Here is a 22,781-nt window from a genome sequence, read left to right as displayed (position 1 = left end):
ACGGTAGCAGATTAAGGATAAACCACTTTGCTACTCGCGTTACTCTTCGCGGCTAAATAGAGCTTCAATGAAGTCTTTAGACTCAAATGGACGCAGGTCATCAATACCTTCACCGACACCAATGTAGCGGATTGGAATCTGAAACTGGTCAGCAATTGAGAAAATTACACCACCTTTCGCCGTACCATCTAGCTTAGTCAGTGTAATACCGGTGACTGGAGCCACTTCACTGAACAGCTTCGCTTGGCTGATAGCATTCTGACCTGTACCTGCATCAAGCGTTAGCATGATTTCGTGCGGTGCAGAGTCATCAATCTTCTTCATTACGCGAACAATCTTGCGTAACTCTTCCATCAGGTTGCTCTTGTTCTGCAAACGACCTGCAGTGTCGGCAATCACAACATCAACGCCACGCGCCTTCGCTGCTTCAATCGCATCGTAGATAACAGACGCACTGTCCGCACCTGTGTGCTGAGCGATAACCGGCACATCATTACGCTGACCCCAAACTTGAAGCTGTTCAACGGCTGCAGCACGGAAGGTATCACCCGCCGCTAGCATCACTTTCTTACCTTCATTTTGGAATTGTTTTGCCAGTTTACCGATCGTCGTTGTCTTACCTACACCGTTCACACCAACCATTAAGATAACGTAAGGTGTTTTAGTGGTATCTACAACCAGTGGCTGTTCCACTTGGCTTAAGATGTCTGCCATCTCTTCTTTGAGCAGACCATAAAGCGCTTCACCGTCTTTTAGGTCATTGCGAGATGCTTTTTCTGTCAGGTTTTCAATGATCTTAACGGTGGTATTCATACCTACGTCAGCAATCAGAAGTTGCTCTTCTAGCTCTTCAAACAGATCTTCATCGATTTGCTTGCCTTTGAACAGACCAAAGAAACCCGCACCGATGTTTGCTTTAGTACGGCTTAGACTACGCTTAAGGCGAGCAAAGAAGCTTTCTGTCGGTTTCTCTTGTACTTCTTCAACCTTAGCTTGAGGAGCAACCACTTCTTCCTGTTCTGCTTCTGCTTCTGCTTCTGCTTCTGCTTCTGCTGCGACAGGTTGCTGCTCTTGTTGAGTATCTTCAAGCGCTTGCTCAGGTTCAACTGACTTGGATTCAGTTAGCTTTGCTTCTTCAATTTCAGGCGTAACCTGTTCAGCCTCAACTTGTGATTCAACTTCAGTTTGATCTTCAACGTTTTCTACGTTCGCTTCATTCTGAGTTTTTGGGCTTTGTTCTTCTTCACCAAAACCAAGCCACGATAATAATCCGCGCTTCTTTTTTTCCGTCATCAGAGGAGTTTCCTAGATCTACTAATTAGCTGTATTGACTTAATACACGTCGACTCTTTGCTATTGTTATACAATACAAGCTTGTACAAACGAATAGTAAAGAAAAATGACAAAGCAGTGATAAGTTTGCTTTTAGCTTGATACACTTTGTCATTGCAAATTTATTTAATACACGAACCCACTTAAATTGGGCTCGGTATAGTATCACTTTATTAGCGGTCAAAAAATCTATGGTAAGACGTCGCCAGCAAAACACATCACAAAAAAAGCCATCTGGAGGCTTTGTTCGAATTATTAGTGGCTCATGGAGAGGTAGAAAGTTGCCTGTTCATGATTTAGAAGGATTACGCCCAACCATTGACCGAGTAAAAGAGACACTCTTTAACTGGGTGGCTCAAGATATCCCACACTCGACGTGCTTGGATGTATTTGCCGGTTCTGGTGGTCTAGGTTTTGAAGCAGCTTCTCGCCAAGCAAAAATGGTGACACTGCTCGAAATGAATCAAAAAGCGGCTAAACAGCTTTCTGATAACGCGAAAGAGCTCAAGGCAGACAACATTAATGTCGTGAATACTGATGCTATCTCTTTCCTTAAGAAGCCAGGCACTCCCTACGATTTGGTTTTCCTTGATCCACCATTTCGTAAAGGCTTGCTTGCAGAAACAGTACAACTGCTTGAGAGTAATGGCTGGCTTGCAGACGATGCCATCATTTACGTCGAGACAGAGAAAGAACTGAAACTCAAAGCTATGCCAGAGAACTGGGAATTGCATCGCGATAAGACCACCGGACAGTCAAGCTACCGACTGTTCAATCGAATCACTGAAGAATAGGAGTTATTGAATGAAGTTCTTGCTTCCATTAGCAAAAGTAGCCATCGCCTTTGTTTGGTTTATCTTAATCGTTAATATTTTCTACCCGTTCCCGGGTAATTCTGCGATTGCGCTTTATATCATGACCGCATTCTTGTTCTTCATGCACGGCCTGCAGATGCTGATTTTTATCGGTGCTTTCGGCGACAAGATCGAAATGTCTCGTTGGGAGAAGTGGTCAATATTGATTTTCGGAGTCTTTGCCCTACTCGATATCCGACGCAAACACATGATGTAATCAAGCTTAAGCCCAGATGTAAAACGCTTAGCTACAGAAAACATCATGACAGAAACAGTAAATACAAAAACGCCGCTCATTTGAGCGGCGTTTTTTATAGCACGGTAATAGCGATGCTAAGCCATGTAGCCCTTCACACCATCTAAGAACATTTGTGTCGACAGCATAACCAGCAACAAGCCCATCAAGCGTTCAATAGCTTTAAGGCCTCTCTCGCCTAGCACTCGCAGGAAGAAGCCATTGAACATCAAAATAAAGAAGGTAGCGCCCCAAGCCAGCATCACCGCGGCTGAAAGCTCTAACATGTTGTCAGGGTGCTGTGTCGACAACAGAATCAATGCCGCGATCACTGAAGGACCAGCAATCATAGGGATTGCCATCGGCACGATAAACGGTTCTTCACCTGCCGCTAGGCCAGTAATACTGCCTGCACTTGGGAAAATCATCTTAATCGCGATGATGAACAGAATAATACCGCCAGAGATACTTAAGGTTTCAGGCTGTACGTGCAGGAAGTTCATGATGCTTTGGCCCGCAAACAAGAACAGCAGCAAGATCACCAATGCGAACATCAGCTCACGAACCAGAACAATACGACGACGCTTCGGATCAATATGCTTAAGGATAGAGAGCACGATTGGCAGGTTGCCAAGCGGGTCCATAATAAGAAACAGCATGGTGGCTGCAGATAAAATTTCCATAAGTTTGTCTCGAAAAGCGTAAGTGCGCGGAGTATAGCAGCCTCAACATTGATTTTCGAACGCAGTAATAAAAGGATTAACTTATGTAATTAGTAGGGAATTTTACGAGAGCTATTAGAAAGGGAAATTTAAAGAGTGGAGTCGAAAACATCACATCCACTCTTCTTATCTATAAAAGCCAAAGGCTCTAAAAACCAGTTGTTACTCGAGATTAGTGGTTACACACACGTTCGCGATTCGTGCACAGCTTGTCATCGACAAGCTCGACCTTTTCCATCTTCAAGAAAAACTTCAGCAAGCCATCCAGATCGAGACCATTTAGCTTACAAGTATGGAAACGAGCTTCGGCGCCATACATCTGAGCGAGTTCTTGTGTCAGCTCTTCTCGAGTCAGTGGCTTTTCACTCAGTAGGTTTAAAACGTTGTGTGCATGAATTTCAGTAGTCATAACTCTATCTCATGTTTAATGAAGTAGACGTAGAGTACCTACTTTCATCTGAGCTGCCTTGATGTAGCTCAGAGTTAAGCTAGCTCTACCCTAAATGGTAAGGGAAGCAACAATGAGAGCGTGAGCCAAAAAGTAACTACCCGTCACCCAAAAGTAGGCACCCTTAATTGGGCTACGATAGAAATTCAGCGCGTATGCTAATGCCGAAAGCAGCAACACGGCACAACCAGCAAAGCCCACCGCATGCGACAGTTGAGGATCAAGCAACCAGAGCTCACCAGAAGCCCATGCAAGCTGAATAAGCACAATACCCATGATCACCACAGGAAAGACGAGTTTATCTAAGCGAGGCAGTAATAAGAAGAAAGCAACGATACAAGCCGCCAACAGCAGCGCGAACAACCACCAGACCATTTCTCCTGATAACTGTAACCAAAATGCTTTGCTGTAACAGAGCTGAGCCAACAAGAAGCAAACAAAATGCAGAGGACGTTTTTGAGTAACAGTATACAAAACATCTGCGATCGCAGAAACCGCCAACCCGGCAACGACCCAATTGGTAAAATCAGCAACGACAGATTGAGTTAAAGCAATGGTCGCTAATAATACAAAGGTAAAAACCTTATACGATAAGGCCTGACCGATATGTCCATGTTTCGTTCCTGCTATTGCTCCGATACCAGACAAGGAAACCGCCAACCAACTCCACATACCATTTGCCCTATTGCTTTAAATCGTCGCCAGTCTAGGCACACGAGTGTTGATGTAAAGCCTCAGCGCCTCAAAGTTGGATCTTGATTACGCTTCCACTAAAAAGAGTCTCTTTAGATTGAAGTAGTAACAATTACTACCGTGACAATGGCCATTCGTTTAAAACTAGCGCGAATCATCATAAAACCCATTCAAACTGGCATTAGAGTCACCATACTTGAATTTTTGTCAATTCTAACCTGTCAGCCCCACCAAAACCGGCCATATCCCGCCAAAAACCGCACTTAAAAAATTAAAACAAAAACATTTAAAGCAAACAATAACAACAAGTTAAATAAACAAAATTAAGTTTAATAGGAAAATAAAAAAACCAACCAACCCTAGACTTGTAAAGTAGCCAGTTTTCTTTTTTAAAACCCAATTTTGTCAGGTTATTTCAAGCCCCCGGTAAAAATCGCCACAAAAACCAAGCTTAAAACTCAAAAAACCAACCAAAACAAACCTAGCCACCACCAACCCTCATTAATACAGTTTAACAACCTTTAACAATATAAATTACACAAAACAACCATTACAAAACAATAACTTAAATCAAATTAGAACAAACATAAATCACAATGAACAAAATAAGAACACACCATAAAACACAATTAAATACAGTCAAACAAGCCAAAAACTCATAGTTTTCTACTACTTTTAAAGCTTTCGAAAGTAATTCTTGATCTAAAGCCATAAGTAGTGTTATTCTTTAAAACATAGCGAGAGACAACCAAATTTAGGAGTAGTGTTATGATTTCATCTTCGCAAAGACAAGGACTTGTAATGATCGCGGTAGTTGTAGGTCTAATGACACTACCGATGATGTACTAAGCAAGTTACAGATAAAAAAGGGACGCCATGAGCGTCCCTTTTTTTGTTCAATTTTTTCACTTCGAAAACAGATGCAGTGTTAGCACATCCCAGTTCGCATAATAGAAACCTGCGGCAGCTAAAGTCATTGCCATCATCAGTAAGATTGCAACTCGCCAGATAAAACGACCACTACGTGGAGTCAGCTCCTTCTCACAGTCGTTACACATCATGATGAACTTATGTTGGTCTTCCAACTTAGCCTCATGTTCATTGACTACCTTGTTACGACACGTTGCGATATAACGCAACTTGCTCACCATATCGTGCGGTAGCCTTTCTTCACAGCTTGTTACAAGCTCATGCAATCCTTCGCCTTCGGCATGATATTGAAGCCTCAATAATTTCTCTATATTGCGAGTTCGTGTCACCACTTTTTCAATATCGGTCATCTTGGCCCTCCCACTCCACACTATAATTCTAGTCGAGCATTTCCTTATTCTTATACAAAATCACTGTTATTTACGAGAGAAAGAGACAATAAATAACAATGCGTTATCCCAAACTGGCCATTAAATGTGATATCTGCCGAAAAATAATCAGCTTGGCTTACAACAGTTCACGAATAGCGGCTTTAAACACATATCCCTATTGCTTGAAAGACTAGAATAACCATCACGACTACATGGAGGTTATATGCCTAATTCACTCTTTTTTGCCATTTTTGCACTCGCTGCTCTAGCGGCTTGGGTATTTATTGGTTTCTATCGAAAACACTCGCAAGGTGAAAATGCGCCAGAGAAGAAAGTGAATGTCACGGTGTTAGACAAACAATCCATCGACCTTCCTGACGCAGAACCGGGCCAAGAAGACCAAGAGTATTGGATTTACGTTCAACGTGGTGTGGTTGGCCCGAAGCGAGAGTTCCAAGTCGGTATTCACTACTTCCACGCGCTGAACCCTGGCGACAAAGGCACCTTGACCTACCAAGGCGATAAGTTCTTACACTTTGCGTTGAAGCGCTAAACGTCAGCCACTTCAACTGCCTCCCCTAAGCAATTCATCAGCAAGCCTTAGCACTCAATGCTAAGGCAATAGCCAACGTGTTTTCTCCGACTTAGACATCAACCAGCTCATCCATAGCGCACCAGCTCCACTGATCACGATCCAGAATGGAATAACCCAAGCAGGATGTCCTTGGTACCAACCGAACTCTTTCATTGGCCACAAGAAAATCGGGTGCAACAGGTAAATACCTAAGCTGTGTTTACTGATAAAGCCAACCACTTGGTTACCCTTATCAGATAAACCTTCACCAAAGTAACGGCATACCATGAACACCATGCTCGCCGCTAATACCGTATTCAACGTCTTGTAAGATAACCAACGCCCTACCGTGTACTCTTCTGCTGCCAAGCTTGCATCTACAACCATGTAAACCGTAGTCAGTAACGCTAATCCACCAAGTAATACACTCAAACTAACAGTCATCTTATTAAGTGGCACAATCTTGTACAGCAAGTACCCCAATGGTAAATATCCAGTGTACAACCACAATTCGTGGCTCCAGGGGCCATCGATTCTGAGTAAGAACAATAAGGTTGTGAACAACCATACCGCCGTAAAGGCATAGATAGATCTATCACCGTACTTTCTCACCATGATCTGCAAAAAAGGAATCACAAAGTAGAGCGGGATGAAGTAGTAGAAGAAACCAAGATGGTAATAGGTGTAATGATGATAGCTATTGAGCAGCACGTCCCAACTGACGTCAGCATCAAAGCCCATTGCCGACCAACCCGACAGGTAGGTATAGAAAAGCGACCAAACAATGAAAGGGATCAGTACCTTACCTAGGCGTCGCTTAAGGTAGTATTTGGCGTCAAACGGGCGCTGGTCACTGAGCATCAGTGCACCGGTAATCAAGATGAACACAGGTACTGCCCAGCGGCTGAAACCGTTCACCGTAATGGCAGTCAGCCACTCACCAAAAGGAATGGTACCCAATTCATTGCGATAAGGCGCCAAAACATGAATCGCGATAACCGCTACGGCCGCGACACATCGTGCTAAATCAAAAAAGAGAATTCGCTGCTTCATGTAAATGCCTGATTAATATTCAATCATTCTACTATAGCAATAAAAAAGCTGACCGGAATAAATACCAAGTCAGCTTAGTGTTAAAGGAGATGCTTATCGCGAATTTAGCTCATGTGACTCAAGGTTATGCGACTTTAGCTCTACGAATGAAACTCATGCAGCTGAAACTTACGCCGCTGAGATTTGAGGCACTTTAGGTAAACGCAGAGAGATCACCGTCGTTATCGCTAAAAATGCGAAGGAAACCCACAAGCACGCAGACAAACCTGCCATTTGGAATACCAAGCCCGACAATATCGTGCCAATCAAACGGCCCATCGCGTTTGCCATGTAGTAGAAACCGACATCAAGAGACACACCATCACCTTTCGCATAACTCACAATCAAATAGGAGTGAAGTGATGAATTCACGGCAAAGATGGCACCAAACACCATCAAACCACCGATGATTACGAGCTCTGGTTGCCAACCAACCTGTACTGCATAAGCGATCACAGCAGTTACGATAGCCAGCGCACCTGCCCATAACAGCGCGGCATGTCCATCTGGCACCTTTCCTTGGGCTTTACCCGTAATCTTCGGCGCTATGCCCTGTACAAAGCCATAAGCAATTGTCCAAGCTGCCAAGAAACCGCCAACCCATGAGTGATCCCAACCAAACACACTGCCTAAGTAAATCGGCAAAGCAATCACAAACCAAACATCACGAGCACCAAACAGGAACATACGCGCTGCAGATAGGATATTAATGGATTCAGACTTAGAGAAGATCTGTTTGAACTTAGGCTTGGTTTTCGCTTTACCCATGTCCGCTTCTAAGCTCAACACACTGCCAACGAAGACCAATGCCAGCACCGCAGCCATCGCAAGCACAGCGTATTGGAAGCCAATGGTTGAAAGCAATAAGCCACCAATAAAGAAGCCAGCACCTTTAAGCGCATTCTTAGATCCGGTCAGAATCGCAATCCACTTATAAAGCGCACCCTGTTGTTCATCAGGAACCAGAGTCTTAATTGAACTCTTGGCACTCATCTTATTGAGGTCTTTAGCGATACCAGACAGTGCCTGCGCGGCCATGACCCAAGGAATAGTCAGAATAACCGATGGCAATGCGAGCATACCTAAGGCAACGACTTGCATCCCTAAGCCGATGTTCATGGTCTTATTGAGGCCAAGACGCGCGCCCAACCAACCACCGATTAAGTTTGTCACCACACCAAAAAATTCATAGAAAAGAAACAGTGAGGCGATTTCTAACGAACTGTAGCCAAGGTCGTAGAAATACAGGACCACCAGCATGCGAAGTGCACCATCAGTAATGGTGAAGCTCCAGTAGTTGAAGGTCACCAACATGTATTGGCGAACGCTTTTGCTTAGATTTGCGAACATAACATCACACCGATAAAAACAAAGAAAAGCGAATTAAGAAGAGCAAATTGAGCTTTTGGATCATAGTGTTCCAAAAGCTCTAATCGCTGCTAGATGAGTGCTACTGAGCAGCAACACCTTGAATGTAGTCAACTTGAACTGACTTGGTAAACGCGCCTGGACGCAGTGCTTGAACCTCTTGAACGATCTTATCGAGGTCCCAGCCTTTTTCTAACAATAGGTGAGCGGCAAACAAACCAGTACGGCCAGAGCCGCCCATGCAGTGCATCGCTACCTTACCGCCGTTATCGACGATGTTATGTAGTTCAGGGCTAGCCGCTTGCCACTTCGCAGCAAACTCAGTACCCGGTGCACAATCGTCTTCGATTTCAATTTGGAACCACTGCATGCCTAATGCACGGATTTTCTCGCCAAGTGCTACCACGTCTTTGCTTGCAAGCTCTGCATCATCAAGCGCAGTCACGATAGCTTCAACACCCTGCTCTTTCAGTTGTGCTAGAGATGCATCTAGATCAGCATCTTTAGTACCTGGGCATGGAGTTAGAATTAGTGCGCCTTGTTCAAGGTCTAGTTGCCATGTTGGATGTGTCATTGTGTCTTCTCCAGACTCTACTATTTCTTAAGTACGCAGGCTTATGCAAGGCCAACGGTACGAACCAACTCAGCGGTACGTGTCGCGTAACCCATCTCATTATCGTACCAAGCGTAGATCTTAACCATACGCTTACCGACTAACATGGTTGATAGTGCGTCTACGATAGTTGAACGTTGGTCGCCTTTGTAATCGATAGAAACCAATGGGCGCTCTTCGAAGCCCAGAATGCCTTTCAATTCATTCTCAGAGGCTTCTTTCAGCATCGCGTTAACTTCTTCTGCCGTCGTGTCTTGTTTCACTTCGAAGATGATGTCTGTCAGAGACGCATTCGCTAGCGGTACGCGAACTGCGTGGCCGTTGATACGGTTTTCAAGCTCAGGGAATATCTCAACAATCGCTTTAGCGCTGCCCGTTGTGGTTGGAATTAGACTCATTCCACATGCGCGCGCACGGCGTAAATCTTTATGGGGCGCATCTAGGATAGTTTGCGTGTTGGTTAGATCATGAATTGTGGTGAAAGCGGCACTTTCGATACCGAGCTTCTCGTTGATCACTTTAACCACTGGCGCGAGACAGTTCGTTGTACAAGACGCTGCGGTCACGATTTTGTGTACAGCAGGATCGAAGATATTGTCATTCACACCAACAACGATGTTTGCGATGCCGTCTTCTTTTACTGGTGCTGATACCACAACACGCTTCACGCCTTGCTCTAGGTATTTGTTTAGGAAAGATGCCTTACGGTGAACACCGGTCGCTTCGATAACCACATCACAACCAGACCAATCGATCGCATCAATGTCGCGCTCTTGTGTGGTTTTAATACGTTGACCGTTGATGATCATCTCATCGCCTTCAACGGCCACTTCATGATGGAAGCGACCTTGAACCGAATCGAACTCTAAAAGGTGAGCCAGTGTCGCTGTATCACCAGCAACATCGTTAATTTGAACAAACTCTAGCTCTGCCCAGTCGAATGCCGCGCGAAGTGCTAGACGGCCGATACGGCCAAAACCATTAATACCTACTTTAACTGCCATTATCTCTTCTCTCAGCTAGTGGTGAAATTTAAATTAAAATCTAAACGCAACATTGAGGACGTGAAGTCATCGCTTCTAGGCGTTCAATGTCTTGCTGGTATTCAGTTTTCAAACAGTTCGATGCAATAAGGTCATCAATCAACTTTAGCATCCAACCCGGTAAATCTTGTGACAGGCGGTAAAACACCCACTGCCCTTGGCGAACGTCAGTCAAAATGCCGTTTGAACGCAACTGTGCAAGGTGCCTTGAAACCTTTGGCTGACTTTCTTGTAATGCCTGAGTCAACTCACCAACAGAAAGGCACTCTTGGCGCACAATCATCATTAAGCAACGCACTCGCGTTTCATCAGACAGTAATTTAAAAAATTGGTGAGGAAGCATAACTACATACTCATATATGGATATGCGTATATATTAGTTATAAAAAAACGCACGTCAAGCCGTGCGTTTCCATTTTCATAAAAGTTTAACGAAGAAACATCAGAGCTTGTTAGTCACGGTATGGCTCCAACGGCGAGCTTCGGTAAGCTCCGTTTTGACCTGATCTACGCTTAGCCCTAAATCGGCACAATGCTCGTCAATCTGTTGCCAATCGGCATGTTCAAAACTCTCTTCAAGCGCGAGCAGGGTACCGTATGGCCCTTCTCTACGTAGCAGAGCCACCTTGATACTTTTACACAAAGGCAGTTGCTCAACTAAATTCTCTAACGACAGGTCGAGCAATGCATCCAGCAACGAGAACAAGCCAATCATAAAGGCTTGCTCGGTATGCCCTTCAAATGCCTGATAACGAGACATACGCTGGCAAAACTGAGCACGCTGCAAAGACAAACCGTACAACTCTTTCGGTTTTTTATCAGAGACGTAAGAAGCCACCGCCAGCGAGACAAACATTTTTAGTTTCTCTTGTCCCAGATACACCAAGGCCTGACGAAACGAAGAGATGGTCACTTCTAGACGAGGCGACATGGTGTTCACAAAGCGCAGCAGCTTATAAGACAAGGCGACATCTTTTGCGACGATGCTCTCGACACGTTGGAAATCAACATCTGGCTTGCACACTTCTTGGAACAACTCCATGGCAATCACTTGCTCTGGGCTGATGTACTTGGTCTTGATGATTTCCGGCTTGCTAAAGAAATAGCCTTGGAAGAACTTGAAGCCGGCCTCTTTGGCTTGTTGGAACTCTTGTTCGGTTTCGACGCGCTCTGCAAGAAAACTAAACTTCTTCCCTTGATGAGCTTTTACTAAATCACACGCCTCATCCAAGCCCATCTGCATGATATCGAGCTTAACAATATGCGTGTATTTGAGGAAACGTTCCCATTCAGGCGTCGAAGTAAAATCATCTAGCGCAATCATGTAGCCCGCTTGATAGAGCTCTTTAACCGCTTCCAATAATTCATCGGTCGGTTGGCAGGTTTCAAGGATCTCAACCACAACCTTGTCTTTCGGCAAGCTCAAAGGCAATCGACGAATCAAGCTTTGGTACGGGAAATTAATGAAGCAACGTGAAGATGGGATCGACGGGTTAAGCCCAACCGACAAGAAGTTCTCAACAATCAGACGATACGTTGCTCGATTAGACTCTATATGCGCTGGATAGGCATTCCTTTCTCCGTCACGAAACAGCAACTCATAACCAAGCGTGTTCTTCTTGCGGTTTAAGATAGGTTGTCGAGCAACGTAGGTAGCGGTCATTTCTTGATAACTCTAATTGGTTTAACTATAACTCTATTGCTGTCACTAGGCTTTAGCGGCAGCCAGCAATGCGCCGCAGCCCATGAACATACCACCAAAGATTTTATTTATCTTACCCATTATGCGATCTGAACGAATAAAACGTCCCATTTGTGAAGCTAATGAGGTGTAGCCCAACATAACAACACTATCAATGAATACCGTTGTAACACCTAGCACTAATAACTGCGGTGCTTGCGGCTGTGTTGGATCGATAAATTGAGGAAAAAGAGCCACCAAAAACACGATCGATTTTGGGTTAGTAAGGTTAATCAGTACCGCATTTCTTAGCAACTTGCCACTCGATAACGTCGAATTTTCTTGTGAAGCAACTAAGCTAGAGTTGTCACGCCACTTTTGAATACCCAACCAAAGAAGGTAAACCACGCCCACCCATTTGATGATGGTGAACGCCAACGCCGATTTAGCCACTAGTGCACCAATACCCGCGCCCACCAGCATGATGTGGAATGCAAGACCCAACTGTAAGCCTGCGATCGACGCAAGTGACTTCTTGGTGCCATAACTTAGCCCATTGCTGATTGAGTTAACGGTACCTGAGCCCGGAGCCAAACTAAACAATATCGCCGTGACGACATAAGCAAGCCAAACATGAGTATCCATTTGCATTTCCTTACTAGTTCTTTAATCTAACAACATTAGTAGCAATAAAGCTCTCACACGCATCAGTTCAGGTAATTTCCCATGGAAAACCACAGCGGCGCCCCGATTTCGTACACACAAGAACCTCAATTCGAGCAAGCGATTAAACACCCGATCCCCACCCTTTGGCAACAACGAAAAGATGGGTATGTAACAACATCCGGTAAAAAGAAGCTGTACTGGTGTAGCCTGACTTCAGAAGCACACACCAAGGCGATTGTGATTTCAAATGGCCGTATCGAGTGCTGCCAAAAATACCAAGAACTCTTTTATGATTTCTATCAACAAGGCTATGACGTTTATTCATTTGACCACCAAGGTCAAGGCCAGTCTGAACGTATGGTAGCAGACTCTGACATTGGTCACATTCATGAGTTTGATGATTATGCATCTGACATGTCTGACGTCATTGCCAGCTTTGATCTCAGTAAGTATTCCAATCGCTACCTGCTTGCGCATTCAATGGGCAGCACCATAGCCACTCGCTACCTACAAACTCATCCAGACCACCCATTTGATAAGGTGACTCTGTGCGCTCCGATGTTTGGTATTAACACCGAGTGGTACTTGAAACCTATCGCGATGATCGTTGGACAAGTGCTCACCGCCTTTCATGCTAAGCCGACTTACGCTCCGGGGCAGCAAGCGTATTACTCGAAGCCTTTTGAAAACAACTTATTGAGCCATAGCAAAGTTCGTTATCAGTGGTTCCGTCGTTTATATGACGAGTCACCGTCTTTGCAGGTAGGTGGACCAAGCACGCGCTGGGTATGGCAAGGGTTGATGGCAGCTAAACAAGCGATTCAACAAACTCGTCAAATCAAGATTCCTCTACTTTTGATTCAGGCAGGAGAAGAGAAGATTGTCAGTAATAGTGCTCAAGTAAAGTTCATCTCTAAGCTGAAGAAAACCAACTCTGATTGCCAGTTTAAGTTAATTGAGGGTTCTAGGCATGAGGTGTTATTTGAGCAAGATGAGTACCGCAACCAAACACTAGATGCGATCAATCAGTTTTTTGCCTAAAGCTAATACGCAGATAAACGAATACGCGAATAAGCTAATACGCGAACAAGCTAACGCACTAATCAACCTACCAAGCAGATAGACGCTAAAGAGGAAGAGAAGTAAGTGACCTTTACCCTCTTTTCTTGCATGAATTTGGCATACAATTTCTACCTAGAGATATTGTAGTTAAAACGATTCTAGCGCTGGCTAGCGTCAATATTGGTTAAGCATTTTGCAATGAGGGTTAAATGAGTATTCCTGCACTAAAAGATTCCGTGGAAATTGTCGCTTCTGATTTAGATGGTACGCTTTTGGCTCCCAACCATCAGCTAAGCGACTTTACCAAGCTAACGCTTAAGAAATTACACGACCAAGGTTATACCTTTATCTTCGCTACGGGTCGCCATCACGTTGATGTGGCAGGTATTCGTCAGATCGCAGGTATTCCGGCGTACATGATCACTTCGAACGGTGCTCGCGTGCATGACCAGAACGATCAGTTGATGTATAGCCAGAACGTGCCTCAGGAACTCGTTCAACCGGTTATTGATATTGTACGCCAAGATCCAAATATCTTTATCCACATGTACCAGAATGAAGATTGGCTACTCGATCGTGAAGATGAAATGCTGGCTCAATTCCACAGTGAATCTGGCTTTAGCTACAAGCGCTTTGAAGCTGAAAACGCACCAAGCGAAAGCATCGCGAAGGTCTTCTTCACACACCCAGAGCAAGATCACGAATATCTGGTTACGTTTGAACAAAAGCTAAGAGGTGCTTTTGGCGACAAACTGAACATCGCCTTCTCTACACCTTGGTGTTTAGAAGTGATGGCCGCTGAAGTTTCTAAAGGTCACGCCTTAGACGCTGTTGCGAAATCACTGAATCTGACACTGGATAACTGTGTTGCCTTTGGTGACGGCATGAATGATGCTGAGATGCTGGCAATGGCCGGTAAAGGTCTAATCATGGGTACATCACATGAGAAAGTGATGAAAGCTCTGCCAGACAATGAAGTGATTGGCAGCAACGCAGACGACGCCGTTGCTCACTACCTAGAGAAGCACCTTCTCTAATCTCGTCTCGCCGAAGAAATCTGAATAAATAGAAAGGTAGCCAACTGGCTGCCTTTTTTGAACCTTACGCAAAAAGCTCTCTCTAACGCTATCGAGAACCTAGCACTTCTTTGCTCAAAATTGCCTGCCACTCCTGTTCAGTAACCGGCATGATGGATAAGCGATTACCGCGCTTCACCAATGGCATCTCTGATAGTTCAGGCATAGCTTTAAGCGTCGCTAAGGGAATCAAGCGTTCAGTGACTCGCACAAACTCGACATCAACCATAATCCAGCGTGGATTATCGAGTGAGGACTTAGGGTCGTAGTAATCACTTTCTGGGTCGAACTGAAAATGGTCTGGATAGGCTTCTCTGGTTACTTTTGCGATCCCTGCTACGCCAACTTTTTTACATGATGAATGGTATATCATCACCAGATCGCCAAGCTTGACATCATCACGCATCATGTTTCGAGCCTGATAGTTGCGCACCCCCTCCCAACAAGAGGTTTTTTGCACTCTCAGAGTCTGAATAGAAAAGGTGTCGGGTTCTGTTTTAAATAACCAATATGCCATAATAAATCCAATTAACGGTTGCTCCGAGGAAGATATAACATGAAGGTAATGAAAAACCCAGTGACGTGGCTCGTCGCGTTCGCTCTACAAGGCTGTGTCACCGCACCAAATACACCGCAACAACCTGAACTCCCGCCAGCAACCTTGGATGAGCCGCTGAGCGTTCAACCACAAACCTTCATCATGCGTGGTCAAGTTGTGGTAGGCCATGAAAGCCGTACCTTCACCCCTTGTGGTAGCCAACAACAATACTGGTTAGATATGTCTCCAGAGCTAGCACTCGAAGCACAAGGGCTCGCTGCCAGACCTTATCAAGCCTTATATGGCGAGCTGATTGGACACCTAACCGTACCAAGCCAAACGGGTTACAACGCAGACTTCACAGCACGCTTCGTGGTTGACCAAGTCAATATCCTAACGGCAGAGAACCCAGAACGCTGCGACCGACCACTGCGTTCAACACGAGTATTCGGTAATGAACCCTTCTGGTCCGCAACCTTCGATAAAGACCAGCTGAAATACACTAAGATGGGCGAACAGCCACAGATTCTCGATATTGAATCAAGCCGCACCACGCCAAGCAGTCGTGATTACCAATTAGAAGGTAAAACAGCACAAGGCAAACTCAACCTTACCAAAGAGAGCTGTAGCGACGGTATGAGCGACTCTATCTACGGGTGGCATGCCAAGCTTAACCTCAATGACAGTAACTATAATGGTTGTGCGACGGTCTCGAACCAAGATCCTACGCTGGACTGGAGCGGGCTCTACTTCGCTAGCTCAACACAAAATTCAGGGTTCTCTATCAACCTTGAACTCAACGATGACCACAGTGCTATCACGACTTATTCATACAGCAATGGAGACCCTTCTATTGTTGAGCAAGGCTTCTGGCAACAACTGAACCAAAATCAGGTACAAGTGGTTATGACTCGCCACCAACAACAGTATTTGATCTCCGAGCGCATCTTCACGCTTGATAACGGCAAGCTGGTCGCTGAAAAAGAGAAAGTAGGCAACGTTGTCTATCCGATCGCCAATGGTGGTCTGGTTCTGTTTGAAGCCAAAAGTGCCCAAACGCAAGTAAACACCACCACTAACGTTGATCTAAACGCAAAGCAGGTGAACTCCAGTGATCAGCTTGATCCAAAAGTCGACCAAGCGATCCGCGAATGTTTTAAGATCAACAACAGCTCACCTGACGATACCAAATACCGCTGGTTAACCTACGACCTCAACGGTGACGGTAAAGAAGAGCTGTTTGCCCAACTCGATTGGTGTGGTTCTGGTGGCTGCACACTGCTGATTTTCGAAAACCATCAAGATAACTGGCGTTTCAATAGTCGAGTGACACTGGTTAAAGGAGACATACGCTTGGGTAAATCGCAAAACCACGGCTGGCAAGATCTAATCTTCAATGTCAGTGGCGGTGGTGCAACACCTGCGAAACACACACTGTCATACTCTGGTGTTAGCTACCCACTCAATCCAAGCGTCGCTCCTGTTGCAAATAACGCTGACATCAGCGACGTAGTTCTGTTTGCTGATGGTATCTCACCTACACAAAGTGGAGTGAAGCTGTAAACATGAGTAACCAACAAGCCTGCCCTGGTTGTAGCTTCACTCACCAATGTATTTGTCACCTGATACCGAGTACCGAAAGCCAGATCGATCTTGTACTGTTGACTCACGAGAATGAACTGGCGCGCGATACCAATACCGGAAAGCTACTGCAGCAATCCCTTGAGCAATGTCATTCCTTGGTATGGCAACGAAAAACGCCACCAGCTGAGTTAATGGCACTGCTTGAAGATGAAACACGACAACCGTTTCTTTTATTCCCAAGTGATAAAAGCATTGAGTGTCAGCAAGCTGTGATGACTCAAGCCCTGAACCGTAAACCGCTATTCATCATCTTGGATGGCACATGGCAAGAAGCGAAGAAGATGCTTAACAAGAGCTCATGGCTACAAACCATTCCACAAGTTCACCTCGACATCACCAGCGAATCTTCATACACCTTGCGCCGCAATCAAGACAGCGGTCACTTGTGTACCTGCGAAGTGGGCATTGAGTTACTCAAATCTTTAGGTGAAAACGAACCTGCCAAACTCGTTGATGATTATTACCAACATTATCTGAAAGTTTTTCAAGCAGACAAAAGTGGGCATGCCCTCAGATAAAGTCAGGAAGTATCCTTAAACACTAAAAACAAAAGGGTGAGCCATAAGCTCACCCTTTCTACATCGCAATTGAGTTCTTAAACCAATAAGTGTTTCACGTGAAACGCTCGCTCCGTCAAAACAAGCGCTGAGGCTGACCAAAGTAATATCCTTGCAGGTAATCGACCCCCATACCTTCAGCAATGCGACACACCTGCTCGTTATGAACAAACTCAGCCACCGTCTTAGCATTCAGAATCTGACATAAACTCACCAATTGCTGAGCTATCTTGCGCTACTTTTTGTCTTTATCGATATTGCGAATCAAGCTGCCATCAAGCTTGATCACCTGTGGCTCGAGCTTCAATATCTCATCAATGTTCGAATAGCCTGAACCAAAGTCATCGACAATAATATTCACGCCAAGGTCTCGGAAATGGTTACACACCTCAATCAAACGACCGTAGTCCTGAATTTGTTCGGTTTCTAATACCTCTAAACCGATGCGTTGTGGGTGACTGATTTGCTTGATCGCTTGCTCAAGATGAAGAATGGTTTTCTCGTTGTTGAAATCTTGTGGTGCTAAATTAATTGAAAATGAGTCCGTTCGCTGACTCATAAAATCAAAGGTGCGCGTTATCATCTGACGACTCAGGCGTGTATAGAGATGCGTCCCCTCAATAATCGGTAAGAACTTACCTGGAGCGATCAGCTGACCGTCCTCTTCAATTCTAACCAAGCACTCGTAGCTCTCTACCTGATGGGTGTGTGCCGAGACAATCGGTTGAGAACACGCCACGATATTCTGATTAAGTACCGCACGACTCACACACGATAGCCAACCAAGTTGTTCTTGGCGATGCTTCTCCAATTGAATGAGCGTCTTGGCGCTCACTAGATGTTTGTTCTGGCTAACGGCACTGCGCCTCGCATCAATCGCCTTCAACAGCAGATCATCAATAGAGGTTGTAGGAAAATCTTGACGACTGGCAATACCCGCACTGATCGACACCGACAGATAATCAATATCAGGTAAACCCGTAGGCTCGAAATTCACATGCTCGGTTTGATCGGCAAATTCAGAGAATCGCTGATGAATATGTTCTTGACTGGCCCAACTATCAAATACCACCGCCCACTCGCCAATACCGATACTGTAGAGCTGACATCCCTCATCAAAGAACTGCCATAACGCCTTTTGGAAGTATTCACTCAAGTCATGCAGAAGCTTATCACCGACTCGATAACCGTACTTCTCATTGATCTGACCAAAGGTCGTCACCTTCAACGCTAGCAAGTGGCTATCACCGCTCATCTTCGACAGCTTCTCACGCAATACACTTCGATTAGGCAAACCGGTACGTTGGTCAATCCGGTAGCTGGCCGTCAATGCAGTAGCTTGTTGTTGAATCTTACTCGCCATGCTGTTGTTCATACCATCGACATCAAGCAATGCATTTCGGATTAATGAAAACAGAGGGGATATGTTGGTTGCGGGTTGTGTCTCTAATGGCAATATCGCCTTGCCCTCGCCTTCTCTTAACGCGAGGTAAGTGAGGCTATGGTGCAAGATTCGTTGTTGGTCATTCTCTTGATAGAGCTCTCCCATGCAGTACACGCCATAGCAGTCAGCCAATGTCTGGAAAACCTCAACCTCTTGGTTGTCATCAATAAAGTCGATGCGAGAGGTACAGTTGTAAATAAAGAACTGTTCAGGTTTATGAGAGGCGATCTGCTGAACACCCAGTCGGATTTGCTCTAAGGTCAATGATGGGTGGTCGTAACAAAACCGAACCTCATCGCCTACTTGGAACTGGCCACTGAATTCAATCTCTCCACTTTCTATTACCTTGAGCGGTAAGTGAATGTTTTGCTCTTTCGGGTCACCGACCATCAAGGGAAAGTTATGCAGTTGTTCAAAAGGCACTTCAAGGCCATCAGCGAGGTAACGATTATAGAGTTCGCGAACAGGAATACCGTCCAATTCCAGTAAACGGTTATCCTGAGCACCCGTCACTCGAAAAGTCCGGCCAATAGGGTTCCATTCCGTGTAGTAACCCTTGGTGATTGACAACTCAACACTGTGCAGAGCTAACATCACATAGGCATTCTCATAGCAAATGCCGTCTAGCATCACCCAGCGTCCATTATCTGTGATTGTCGATGCACCGCCACAAACGGCAATGAATCTCTCGACTGCTCAAACGCTGAAAATAGATCTCGATCATTTATCTGCAAGCGATCTGCGAAGCAGATGATGCTCTGAGTGTTGGCATTGCATTCAAGTTGTTGCCACATCGCTTGGCTATCAAGTAATGGTTGATCGCTATATTCGACAACACCACAAGAGTAAGAGGTCGCGTCAAAGCGGGTAACAATCAGATAAAGACCTTGGTGCAAGATGACGCCTTGGCTGATGTAGTGGTTGGCACTGCAACCAATCAGTTTGGCATTGGGGAAAGTTGATTGAATCACTTGGCAGGCAGCCAAAACAGAACCTTTCTCGAAAGACGAAAACACCTGAATCAGTAGGCTCTCATGTTGATGAAAATCTATCTTTTCCAATTCACGTTGGGTTTGCTCAATGTCTTGTATCAAGAGAGAAGTCGACTGCATATTCACATTAATCGTTACGTTAATGATTTGTTATTGTGCTTATTATAGATAAGGCTTGCACGGAATACTTACGATCGTCTTATGAATAATGTGACCTTAGTTAGACATCATCCATTACGCCAAAAAGCAGTCATTATTGGCGGCGCAGTACGTGTATCGTCAGTCGGTATACAATATTGAAAGCTTTAACAACTAAAACAGGCGCTTAGGCTCACCGAAGTAGTAACCCTGCAGATAGTCGACTCCCATTTGCTCAGCTATCTCACAAACTTGTTGGTTATGGACAAATTCCGCGACCGTTTTGGCATTGAACACTTGGCATAAGCGAACCAACTGAGAGGCAATATTTCTTTGTTTTTGGTCTTTGTCGATATTACGAATCAAGCTGCCGTCGAGCTTAATGATCTGCGGCTCAAGCTTGATGATTTCATCGATGTTGGAATAACCTGAACCAAAGTCATCAACAATGATTCTCGCCCCGAGCGCACGGAAGTGGTCACATACTTCAATCATGCGACCATAATCTTTAATCTGCTCAGACTCTAAAACCTCAAGCCCAAGTCGAGTAGGATCGTCCATACCACTGATCGCAGTCTCAAGAACCTCAAGCGTCTTATCACTCAACAAATCTTGTGGGGATAAGTTGATAGAAAACGAACTCTGCTTATCTGCCATATAGCCGATAGTGCTCTTAATCATGTGTCGACTAAGGCGCGTATAAAGGTGCGTATCGGCAATGATAGGTAAGAACTTTCCTGGTGGCACAATGGTACCGTCCGACTCCATGATTCTGACCAAGCACTCTTGGCCAGTCACTTCGTGCGTACCCGATTCCACAATCGGCTGTGAGTAGGTGATGATGTTCTGATCTAAAATCGCACGACTCACACAGCTCAACCAACCGAGTTGCTCTTTGCGATCCTCTTCACTCACCTGAATGTCTTTGGCATTGGTGATGTGGGTGTTGTTTCGAACTCCGTAGCGTCGAGCTTCGATCGCTTTTAATAAAATCTCGTCACCGCTATCGGTTGAGAAATCACAGCGACTGGCAAAGCCGCCACACAGAGAAACGGACAGGTAATCAATATCAGCTAAGCCATACGGCTCAAAATTAATGTGTTCGATGTCATCAGCGAACTCGACGAAACCTTCTTTTATCTTCGCGCTACTAACACTGGCATTAAAAATAATCGCCCACTCTCCGACACCAATACTGAATAGTTCTACCTTCACGCGAGGCTCTTTCACGACACGAAGCTGCAATCGCTCGATAAAGTGATTGGACAGATCAAGCAGTAATTGATCACCGACTTGATAGCCGTATTTCTCGTTAACTTGATGGAAATTCGTGAGCTTTAACGTGAGTAAGTGTTCACTAAACAGAATTGTATTGAGGCGTTCTTTTAATACAATGCGGTTCGGCAAGCCAGTACGTGAGTCAATACGATAGCTCTCGGTTAAGCGACGCGCTTGTTGATGGAGCTTTTTCTCCATCTGAGTATTCATACTGTCGAGATCAGCGACTGCATTTCTGACAAGGTTAAGCAATGGCGACACGGTTGAGCCACACTGAAAGTCTTCACAACGAAACTCTTTTATCTCGTCAGACTCGCGCATAGCGATATAAGTCAGGCTATGGTGCAGTATCTCTTGGCGGTCTTCATTTCGGTATAGCTCCCCCATACAATAAACACCGCACGTGTTCACAATCCCTTCAAATGGTTTGAGCTCAAGCTTACTATCGATAAACTCAAGTCGAGATACGCAGTTATAGATGATCACCGATTCAGGTTGGTGCATGGCAAGCATTTCAGCGCCGTGACGCACCTTTTCAGCAGTCAAAGAGGGATGGTTATAACAAAACTGTGCCTCTTCACCGATATGCCAGGGACTATCAAACTCGATACTGCCATCATCATTAATACGTAGAGGCGTTGAAATCCCCTTCTTTCTGCCAAGTTCCCGATACAAGGGGAAGCTCATCAATTGACTAAAAGGGAGCTCTTTGCCATCCGCAAGATAATGCTTGAACACATCGATAGCCGGCTTGTCATTCAATGCGTATAAACGATTCCCGATTGCATGTGTTACTCGTAATTTCATCCCAATCGGGTTCCATTCAGAGTACGCGTCCGACCAAACCTTCAATCTTGGGTTAGTCAAAGCCACCGCAACACAGGCATGCTGGTAAGTCTGTTCGTTATGCATAACCCAGCGGCCATATTCATTCTCATGGCACAGTCCACCAGCAATAGGCAAAGCGTAAGGCAAACTCTCAAAAGCGCTATAAATAGGGTAATCACGCCCTTCAACCTGATCGCATAAACTGATGACCGTTTTTGTGTCTTCCGTCAGGCGCAATTGAAAAGCTAAGTCTTGGCTATCTTGATTTGGGTTGCCTGTAAAAGGCTGAACCGCCGAGGTTAGATGGGTTTCGTTGAACTCACTGATAATGACTAAGGTGCATGCACTTTCAAGGCAATTATCACAGATAACATGACGAGCACTCTGACCGATTAGCGTCGCATTGTGTAAATGATTAAGGGCGACACTCGCGATCTGACGAGCAAGATCTGAAGATTGGGCCGAGAAAATTTGAATCAGGTACTGTTTGCTGTCACACCATTCTCGCTGCTCAAATTGAGATCTAAATAGCGCCTCAGTATTTGCGAGAAATGTAAATGTTTGCATGCCAACCCTTGTTCAAATCGAGTGAAGTAATAACC

The 22,781-nt window shown here is 45.0% G+C and carries 21 protein-coding genes and 1 pseudogene; 7 read left to right on the top strand and 15 right to left on the bottom strand.

What is annotated here, in order from left to right; translation table 11 throughout:
• Positions 1-39: 39 nt before the first annotated feature.
• A complete protein-coding gene (gene ftsY / locus BCT34_RS09510; protein WP_102300460.1) occupies positions 40-1,293 on the bottom strand; it encodes a signal recognition particle-docking protein FtsY in 1,254 nt (417 codons plus the stop codon).
• A gap of 230 nt (positions 1,294-1,523) precedes the next feature.
• Between ftsY and rsmD the strand changes: the two genes are divergently transcribed.
• Positions 1,524-2,126, top strand: coding sequence for a 16S rRNA (guanine(966)-N(2))-methyltransferase RsmD (gene rsmD / locus BCT34_RS09505; protein ID WP_076651407.1), 603 nt, complete (start codon positions 1,524-1,526; stop codon positions 2,124-2,126).
• 10 nt (positions 2,127-2,136) lie between these two features.
• Positions 2,137-2,403, top strand: coding sequence for a DUF1145 domain-containing protein (locus BCT34_RS09500; protein ID WP_076651406.1), 267 nt, complete (start codon positions 2,137-2,139; stop codon positions 2,401-2,403).
• A gap of 116 nt (positions 2,404-2,519) precedes the next feature.
• Here BCT34_RS09500 and BCT34_RS09495 read toward each other — a convergent pair whose 3' ends face one another.
• From BCT34_RS09495 to BCT34_RS09475, 4 genes are all read right to left on the bottom strand, one after another.
• The gene (locus tag BCT34_RS09495; protein WP_076651405.1) at positions 2,520-3,104 is read right to left on the bottom strand and encodes a YhgN family NAAT transporter; all 585 of its coding nucleotides are present in this window, start codon (positions 3,102-3,104) and stop codon (positions 2,520-2,522) included.
• A gap of 211 nt (positions 3,105-3,315) precedes the next feature.
• Positions 3,316-3,552, bottom strand: a complete 237-nt coding sequence (locus tag BCT34_RS09490) for a YecH family metal-binding protein (protein WP_076651404.1) — start codon at positions 3,550-3,552, stop codon at positions 3,316-3,318.
• A 90-nt stretch (positions 3,553-3,642) separates the two neighbouring features.
• The gene (locus tag BCT34_RS09485; protein ID WP_076651403.1) at positions 3,643-4,263 is read right to left on the bottom strand and encodes a lysoplasmalogenase; all 621 of its coding nucleotides are present in this window, start codon (positions 4,261-4,263) and stop codon (positions 3,643-3,645) included.
• 926 nt (positions 4,264-5,189) lie between these two features.
• A complete protein-coding gene (locus BCT34_RS09475) occupies positions 5,190-5,564 on the bottom strand; it encodes a hypothetical protein (protein WP_004736595.1) in 375 nt (124 codons plus the stop codon).
• A 244-nt stretch (positions 5,565-5,808) separates the two neighbouring features.
• Here BCT34_RS09475 and BCT34_RS09470 point away from each other — a divergent pair, with 244 nt between their 5' ends.
• The gene (locus tag BCT34_RS09470; protein WP_017061032.1) at positions 5,809-6,138 is read left to right on the top strand and encodes a DUF2500 domain-containing protein; all 330 of its coding nucleotides are present in this window, start codon (positions 5,809-5,811) and stop codon (positions 6,136-6,138) included.
• A 60-nt stretch (positions 6,139-6,198) separates the two neighbouring features.
• Here BCT34_RS09470 and BCT34_RS09465 read toward each other — a convergent pair whose 3' ends face one another.
• The 7 genes from BCT34_RS09465 to rhtB all read right to left on the bottom strand — a co-directional run bounded on the left by BCT34_RS09465 (position 6,199) and on the right by rhtB (position 12,601).
• A complete protein-coding gene (locus BCT34_RS09465; protein WP_076651402.1) occupies positions 6,199-7,212 on the bottom strand; it encodes an acyltransferase in 1,014 nt (337 codons plus the stop codon).
• Between the two features lie 168 nt (positions 7,213-7,380).
• Complete coding sequence (gene arsJ, locus BCT34_RS09460) at positions 7,381-8,601, bottom strand: organoarsenical effux MFS transporter ArsJ (RefSeq protein ID WP_076651401.1); 1,221 nt, start codon at positions 8,599-8,601, stop codon at positions 7,381-7,383.
• 100 nt (positions 8,602-8,701) lie between these two features.
• Entirely contained in the window at positions 8,702-9,193 is a 492-nt protein-coding gene (locus BCT34_RS09455; RefSeq protein WP_076651400.1) for a cyclin-dependent kinase inhibitor 3 family protein, read from the bottom strand.
• 41 nt (positions 9,194-9,234) lie between these two features.
• On the bottom strand, positions 9,235-10,236 hold the full coding sequence (locus BCT34_RS09450) for an ArsJ-associated glyceraldehyde-3-phosphate dehydrogenase (protein WP_076651399.1): 1,002 nt from the start codon (positions 10,234-10,236) through the stop codon (positions 9,235-9,237).
• 40 nt (positions 10,237-10,276) lie between these two features.
• The gene (locus tag BCT34_RS09445; RefSeq protein WP_048658886.1) at positions 10,277-10,618 is read right to left on the bottom strand and encodes a metalloregulator ArsR/SmtB family transcription factor; all 342 of its coding nucleotides are present in this window, start codon (positions 10,616-10,618) and stop codon (positions 10,277-10,279) included.
• Positions 10,619-10,717: 99 nt separating this feature from the next.
• Positions 10,718-11,938, bottom strand: a complete 1,221-nt coding sequence (locus BCT34_RS09440; RefSeq protein WP_050622211.1) for an EAL and HDOD domain-containing protein — start codon at positions 11,936-11,938, stop codon at positions 10,718-10,720.
• A gap of 45 nt (positions 11,939-11,983) precedes the next feature.
• Entirely contained in the window at positions 11,984-12,601 is a 618-nt protein-coding gene (gene rhtB / locus BCT34_RS09435) for a homoserine/homoserine lactone efflux protein (protein ID WP_076651398.1), read from the bottom strand.
• An 81-nt stretch (positions 12,602-12,682) separates the two neighbouring features.
• Here rhtB and BCT34_RS09430 point away from each other — a divergent pair, with 81 nt between their 5' ends.
• Together BCT34_RS09430 and BCT34_RS09425 are read left to right on the top strand one after the other, a co-directional pair.
• Positions 12,683-13,663: an alpha/beta fold hydrolase gene (locus tag BCT34_RS09430; protein WP_076651397.1), complete on the top strand. Its 981-nt coding sequence runs from the start codon at positions 12,683-12,685 to the stop codon at positions 13,661-13,663.
• A 230-nt stretch (positions 13,664-13,893) separates the two neighbouring features.
• Positions 13,894-14,721 (top strand): Cof-type HAD-IIB family hydrolase, encoded by an 828-nt coding sequence (locus BCT34_RS09425; protein ID WP_076651396.1) that lies wholly within the window; start codon positions 13,894-13,896, stop codon positions 14,719-14,721.
• An 88-nt stretch (positions 14,722-14,809) separates the two neighbouring features.
• Here BCT34_RS09425 and BCT34_RS09420 read toward each other — a convergent pair whose 3' ends face one another.
• Complete coding sequence (locus BCT34_RS09420) at positions 14,810-15,277, bottom strand: EVE domain-containing protein (RefSeq protein WP_076651395.1); 468 nt, start codon at positions 15,275-15,277, stop codon at positions 14,810-14,812.
• A 39-nt stretch (positions 15,278-15,316) separates the two neighbouring features.
• Here BCT34_RS09420 and BCT34_RS09415 point away from each other — a divergent pair, with 39 nt between their 5' ends.
• Together BCT34_RS09415 and BCT34_RS09410 are read left to right on the top strand one after the other, a co-directional pair.
• A complete protein-coding gene (locus BCT34_RS09415; protein WP_102305854.1) occupies positions 15,317-16,861 on the top strand; it encodes a hypothetical protein in 1,545 nt (514 codons plus the stop codon).
• Between the two features lie 2 nt (positions 16,862-16,863).
• Positions 16,864-17,460: a DTW domain-containing protein gene (locus tag BCT34_RS09410; protein ID WP_076651393.1), complete on the top strand. Its 597-nt coding sequence runs from the start codon at positions 16,864-16,866 to the stop codon at positions 17,458-17,460.
• Between the two features lie 115 nt (positions 17,461-17,575).
• Here BCT34_RS09410 and BCT34_RS09405 read toward each other — a convergent pair.
• Both BCT34_RS09405 and BCT34_RS09400 read right to left on the bottom strand, forming a co-directional pair.
• Positions 17,576-20,055, bottom strand: a pseudogene (locus tag BCT34_RS09405) (EAL domain-containing protein).
• 192 nt (positions 20,056-20,247) lie between these two features.
• Positions 20,248-22,746 carry an EAL domain-containing protein gene (locus BCT34_RS09400; RefSeq protein WP_076651392.1) on the bottom strand — a complete coding sequence of 833 codons (2,499 nt, stop codon included), beginning with the start codon at positions 22,744-22,746 and terminating at the stop codon, positions 20,248-20,250.
• Positions 22,747-22,781: the final 35 nt, after the last annotated feature.

This window comes from Vibrio sp. 10N.261.45.E2 (assembly GCF_002875705.1).
Lineage (GTDB): Bacteria > Pseudomonadota > Gammaproteobacteria > Enterobacterales > Vibrionaceae > Vibrio.
Note: the sequence above shows the minus strand (reverse complement) of the source record. Positions and strands in the feature narration are given on the sequence as shown.